The organism is Acidovorax sp. Root217, assembly GCF_001428645.1.
GTDB lineage: Bacteria > Pseudomonadota > Gammaproteobacteria > Burkholderiales > Burkholderiaceae_C > Acidovorax.
This window is the reverse complement of the sequence record NZ_LMIH01000019.1, coordinates 57,478-63,477: the sequence shown is the minus strand read 5'-3', so window position 1 is coordinate 63,477 and position 6,000 is coordinate 57,478. Positions and strand designations below refer to the sequence as shown.

Annotated in this window: 5 protein-coding genes; 1 reads left to right on the top strand and 4 read right to left on the bottom strand. The window is 59.3% G+C overall.

The window, feature by feature from the left end; translation table 11 throughout:
• Positions 1-99 precede the first annotated feature (99 nt).
• The 4 genes from hxsA to ASE31_RS19585 all read right to left on the bottom strand — a co-directional run bounded on the left by hxsA (position 100) and on the right by ASE31_RS19585 (position 4,415).
• The gene (hxsA, locus tag ASE31_RS33165) at positions 100-807 is read right to left on the bottom strand and encodes a His-Xaa-Ser repeat protein HxsA (RefSeq protein ID WP_082604271.1); all 708 of its coding nucleotides are present in this window, start codon (positions 805-807) and stop codon (positions 100-102) included.
• Complete coding sequence (gene hxsC, locus ASE31_RS19595; RefSeq protein WP_057203500.1) at positions 804-1,937, bottom strand: His-Xaa-Ser system radical SAM maturase HxsC; 1,134 nt, start codon at positions 1,935-1,937, stop codon at positions 804-806. The genes hxsA and hxsC overlap by 4 nt, the downstream gene beginning before the upstream one ends.
• A complete protein-coding gene (hxsB, locus tag ASE31_RS19590) occupies positions 1,937-3,370 on the bottom strand; it encodes a His-Xaa-Ser system radical SAM maturase HxsB (RefSeq protein ID WP_082604270.1) in 1,434 nt (477 codons plus the stop codon). The genes hxsC and hxsB overlap by 1 nt, the downstream gene beginning before the upstream one ends.
• A 160-nt stretch (positions 3,371-3,530) precedes the next feature.
• Positions 3,531-4,415 carry a competence protein CoiA family protein gene (locus ASE31_RS19585; protein WP_057203499.1) on the bottom strand — a complete coding sequence of 295 codons (885 nt, stop codon included), beginning with the start codon at positions 4,413-4,415 and terminating at the stop codon, positions 3,531-3,533.
• Positions 4,416-4,448: 33 nt separating this feature from the next.
• On the opposite strand from ASE31_RS19585, the gene ASE31_RS19580 reads away from it, so the two are divergent.
• Complete coding sequence (locus ASE31_RS19580; RefSeq protein ID WP_157412587.1) at positions 4,449-5,003, top strand: hypothetical protein; 555 nt, start codon at positions 4,449-4,451, stop codon at positions 5,001-5,003.
• Positions 5,004-6,000 lie beyond the last annotated feature (997 nt).

The following is a 6,000-nucleotide window of genomic DNA, read 5'->3' as shown; positions in this document are numbered from 1 at the left end:
CCCGCAGCACTCCACCCTTGTTCATTGAAATCCAGGGTGTTGCGCTTCGCTTTTGAATCCGCCTCCTCTATACCAACGGCTCGTAGCCATATCGAACAGTTAATTCGAAGCAGGTATTCCCATCGCATTCAGCGTTGCAGTACTCATGGTCCCAGTCTTAGGCAAGCCCTTCAGATCCTGAAAATACCTCAACGCCTCCTGCACGCTGGAACTCATCACACCATCGATGGGCCCCTCATACAACCCAAGACTTCGCAGCTTTATCTGCACCCGCATGAGCTGCAGGCGCAGCTTCTCTGGATGCGTCAGATCGCCTGGGGGGTGAGACGCCTTGGCCCCCGGTCCCATCGGCGCCAGGCTGCTTGGAAAATGGTTGTTGCCAGAGGATGTCGCATCGTGCCCTGATCCCGCCAAGGAGCGATTCGTCCCCGATGGAGGAGGCGCAGGCTCCGGCACGAATCGATTGACCGCCGGCGGCGATGGAGCGTAGGCCGGTGCAGGAGCTGGCGCCACGTAGGCTGGAGCCGGACTGGGCGCAACATACGCAGGCGCGCGATAGCTCGAGCTCCCTCCTCCCGATCCAGAGTGGTGCGAGCTGTGGCTGGAATGGGACCTGTGGCTTGAGTGCGAGCGATGCCCTGCGAATAGGTTGTCAGCCTCAGTATTCAGCGGCCGCAGTGGCACTGCACCATCGTTGGCCAGCGGCTCCAACTCCGCTCTGGGCGATGGCGCTGCAGAGACGCTCTTCGTCATCAACAGCGGCAAGCTTGCCATGAACAGCGTCAGGTTGCGGATGAACTTGCTCATAGGCTGACCTCGCTTGTCTCGATTCTTTTTAGTGGGGCCGGCGTCCAGCCGCGCTCATGCCAGGCAAACAGGCCGACACAGTCTTTGCGGACCGAGCAGCCGTCGCATTCTTGGGCGTAAACGTTCTTCCAATCAGAAATGCTTTTGTGGGCCCACGGCCATAGCGATTGCGGCAATGAGCACAACGGGGTATTCATCAGAACGTGCCGCACGCCATAGGTTCGAAGTGTGCGAGACGTTTGCTCAAGTGCCGGAGCCCAGGCGGTGAGATCCACCTCGCACTGTTCTCGATTGGCCAGAGCGAATCCAATGGGCTCACACCCCATCAGCGCCCACTCCCTGACGAATGGAAGATTACGCACAACGAAGTTGGAGAGCTCGAGCAGGTTCTCCAATACAGAAGGAATCAGCACGGAGCGCAGTTGGACGGTCTGGCCATACTCCTGCAGCGCCAAAAGACCGGCGATCGTCTCGTCAAACGCACCTGGCGATTGCACGACGAAGTCATGCAGGAAATTCGCGTGTCCGTAGAGCGGGACCAGCCACCGCACAAGGGTATGCAGTCCGGTCAGGATTTCCTTCACCACGGCCCGGTCACTAAACATCCGGCCGTTGGTAAGCACCTCAACGACCGTCTCAGGAAACCTACGCCCGACTTCATCAAGGATCTGCCGCAGCCCATGCCTCAGAAGCAAAGGCTCGCCACCGGTGAGGCCGATCACTCTGGGGGCCCAGTCCAGATGCCTGATCGCTTGCAGAGCCTCTTCTATGAGCCAGCTGTCATCCTCCTTGGTAGGAGGCTGCGAGCACATCAGGCAGTAGCTGTTGCACCGGTTCGTCATGAACAGGGCATGGTGCGCATCGGACCTTCTCAACAGCACGATAAGCTCGGACTTCGCGCCTCTCGGGACCACGATGTCGCCGTCTTGGAGTCCAGCTCCAGCCAACCAGGCGACATTGCTCAGCCCCGCCGATCGCAGTCCGACGACGCGGCGCTGATCTTCGCTTGTCTGGGCCAGCACCAGGAAGCGGAGTTCCGGCTCCCACACGGCCGCGAGGTGTTCGAGCTCAACGACGCGGTGCACGTCGCTTGTGCAGCCAGGCTCGATGTTTGCGGAGATCTTGCGCATCACATCTCCGTGACGACGGGCTGCGCCCAGGCCTGCATGCGGGCCAAGGCTTGCTCGTCAGCAGACCGAACGGCCATGAACGCGGTATCGAAAAGGCGCATGTGCCGCTGGCAGTGCTCAGTGAGGTGTGCGGGGACAGAGAGCACTCCATGCTGCGCCAGCGCGTCGACCGGGTTCGGTGCGCAGTAGGTGTTGTATGCGCAATCGCGACAGTGCTCCACGCGATCCACATCGCTGGCCTCGATGAGCTGGCGTCGCACAGGAGAATTGAGCAGTTCTTCAAGTGAGGACCCGATACGTCCCATGCGAAGCGAATGGTCACCGGTTTCGGCCAACATGCGCGCTTCGTCAGAGGGGTACACGAAGCCATCGTAGTTGTAGACCAGGACACTGGAGCCAGCCCCGGTCGGGCTTTGAAGATCGACGTAGCCGGCATCGAAAGTCGACAGCATCTTGTTCAGCAAGATGGATGCGTAGACCTCCCTGATCTCGACGCCTTGCTCTGCCCAGTGGATCACCCGCTTCAGTCCCCGTTCATAGAACCGGAGAAAGTCGTCCGTGGAATAGCCAAGCAGTTGCTGATTGCGCTTCGCAAAGCCGTAGCTGCTGAGCGGGCGGAGGAAGATCTCACGGAACCCCTGCCTGACGTACTCGTCGACGATGTCCTCGGGGAAGGCCAGCGAGGCTTTCGTCGTGGTCATCAAGGCAGAGACAGAGTCGGAGCCTATGCGCTCGCGCGCGAGCGCAATGCCCGCCAGGGTGCGCTCATAGGCATTGCGCCCCGGTATGGGCCGGTTGAAGTTGTGGAGCTTTTGCGGGCCGTCAATGCTGGTGGACAGATATACCCCGTTCGCTTTGAAGAAGTCGCACATCTCGCCATCGAGCTGGTGCAACGTCGAGGCGACAACGAAGCGTATCCGGCGCCCGCTCCCAGCCGCTGCATGGATGCGAAGGACGGCACGCTTCACCAGATCGAATCGAAGCAGCGGGTCTCCGCCTTGGAACTCGATGGTCAGGCTAGGAGCACTGCTCTGCAGTACGGTGTCGCATGCGGCATCCAGGTCCACTATCGACATTGTGTGCCCTTGGTCGTCCAGTGACCTGCTGACCTGGCAGTACTGGCAGGAATGGGCGCATTGCAGCGTTGGGACGATGATGTGCAGTGAGGGGCCCGAGCTTCCAACCTCGCGCTTCATCGCGATCCTTGACGCCATCAACCGGCGCATTCCCTCGGAGGGTTGCTTGTCGCCAAGGAGAAACTTCGCGCGAAGTTCGGCTTGTCGGATCAACGATAACTTTGCTGGCGAGGTGGCAAAGATCTCAAACTCATCAGCCTCGAACACAGCAAAGTCGCCCGTGCTCGCCGTCGCAACGACACCACCGTCCGGAAGCACCCTGCGGCGGTAAGTAAGAGCGTGTGGCGTGTACAGCATCACGCCCTGCCGTCCCTGGCCTGGTAAATCGTAGGCATGTAGTGCGACCTCTGTTGATGCGCCCCTCCATTCGACGTGAACAAGGTTTCCCCCTCTGCGCAAATTGGCTCGAAACATTGTGCAACAAATAGGCTCGGCGCAACACTTTTCAATGACACCGCTAAGACAGGCTCGCGGCGATCATCCTCAACTGTGCTCGTGCAGCCTCAGCCCTGAAGCGCGGAATCACCCAGTTGTGGTGAGTTCCTCGGTACCGCCCGAAATGAGCTCGAGCGACCGTGCGCACAACGGAGACGATTTCCGGGTCGTAGCGAACCGCCTTCAGGGCGACGTCGCCACTTGGCAATTCCTTGACCGAGATCCAGCGCCCCTGGATCGTCACAATCTCTTCGGGCAGGAATGGGCGTGGCGGGGTGACATCTGGGTGTGCGGGCACAGTTTCTCCAAGCGCCGCCGGTTCGATGTCCATAGGCTCCGGCCAAAGCCAGGTTTTGCCTTCGGCGGCTGCCAAGATTGCCCGCTTGACTTGACCAACATCAAACGCGGTTGGCGTGAATGACTGCAAGTCGATTTCGAGTGCGGGCAGTTGCAGCCGCTCGTATGCCTGACGCTTCGCTGCATCGCAAAATGATGAGTATGCGATCTCGATGGCCACTTGCACACCGGCGGTCGTCGCAGCCAGGAGGTCCGGCCGAAGATCTCCAACGGTGACTTCTTCCTCGATGTCTGTGCACGCCAGAAGAAGCGAGGGCTCCAGCCGCGCGCCAAAGCCCAGGGTCATGGACATGGCCGCAGTGACAGGAACCACCAGGCCGCCGGCCTCGACGATCACCCGTTTTGCAAACCGGTGCAGATCTGACTCGTAGCCGGATGCGCAGGGCTCGGCGTTGGAGCTGTGCGCGAAATGGTGCTCCCGGACATCGCCCTGACGGGCGAGAACCACCTCGCCACAGACAGCGCAATGGCAATCGCAGGCCAAGCCGCGCTCGACTTCGGTCACATGAACAAAACGGTTGGAGGTGTGCAGGGCAAATAGTGACAACATGGGAGGTCCAAGAGTTGAGTGGAGGAAAACCCAGTGTTGCGATCCGATAACCTGCCAACCATCCCTGAACCGGTTGCCAACGGGTTGCCCGAACCCGTCTTGCGAGAGCTGCTGCCGTGCTTGCGGGACTGGCTGGATACCCAGCGCGATGACAACGGGGCGATGGCCCTTTTGCGTGGCTTGGTCGCCGAGTCCATCAAGGCGGAAGCCAACTCCAAGGACATCCAACTCCGTGAGTTCGATGCACAGGAGCTCGCCGAAGCCTGTGACTGGCCAGAGCAAGATGACTTCACTGCGGCGTCCAAAAGGGTCAAAGGCGTCCAATTCGATGCCTACCTCGAGAGCCGGGAACGCAGCGTTGAGGCCTTCTTCGAGAGCAAGGGCTTTGCGCGTGCCATCCGACTGGGCAAGCACTCACCGAAAGGCCGACACCGTGCCAGATGGTTTTTGGAGGCCTACGTCCCGGGCGAGCAGACGAGCCCAACTGCTCTACAACCCGTTGACCAACCGGTTGAACCGGCCCTGGGGGTCCTTAGCCAGGAGATCGAGTACGTCTACTTGCATACACCGGACATGATCTATCACTAAACCAATTCACGCTGGCTCACCTCACCACACCTCGTGACCATGTCAACGACGAAGTCACTTCCTAAGCTAGTTTTTGATCAAAAGTTGCTTTCGTCGATGACGGTCCGCAGTTGCGTATTTCGGTCGCTACTGGACGGTGGGGACGAAGTGAGTTGGACAGCTGGAACGGCGGGAGCTGGACACACAATTCGGCTCTCGTGGTCATCTCCAGATTGCTGACATGAGCTTCTGTTTAGCTTTGCCGAGTCGCCGTATCGGGTGATGCAGAGTACTTGCGCGACCAAACTGAATTCCGCTATCGGCCGAGGCTGTGTGAAAACGTCGATAGACGACTTTTGCAGGGGTACTTCAACCCTTGCGCGCATCCAGCTCGTGCGTTGTAGGCCGATCTGAGCGGTCGATTTCTTGGTGGGTCGTCAAGCCGAGGGCGTAACGCGCGTTTTCACACAGCCTCGGCCAAAAGCAGTCATTCCGTGTGAGCACTCCATGCAGCAACCCCTCAAGCTCCAGTGTAAAGACCAAGTCTTGGACTTCGAGTGCACATCCGCGACAGAGTTAAACGGGCGGCTTGTTCTATCCGAGAGCCAACGTGCTTGGCTGCGAGATCACGATCAGCGTGAAGCTGACACCGATTCGCCGTGGTACTTGGATAGCGACGGCGAGCGACTTCCAGTCGCCGAGCTTTTTAGTAGATCTCCCTGGTCGCTTCTGGTGCGCACCGGGAGCATAAAGATACTGATGCGATTCCAGGACATCGACACCGGCAAGGCGCGATTCGATTTGCCAGATCAGTATGAGGGCGAGTCTTTCCGATGGTTGCGCGAATCAGCGATGGGCAAACCACCTGACATACGTTGATTCCAGAAGCGCGAACGACTGCTATGGGGTCACGCGAACGACGGAAATGGACCCAAAGCAGCCGTTCGCCCCTTGCCCAAAGCTGCCTTTAATCACCCAAGAGCGAACATACTTCAAGACCGGCGCGATTTCGGCCCGC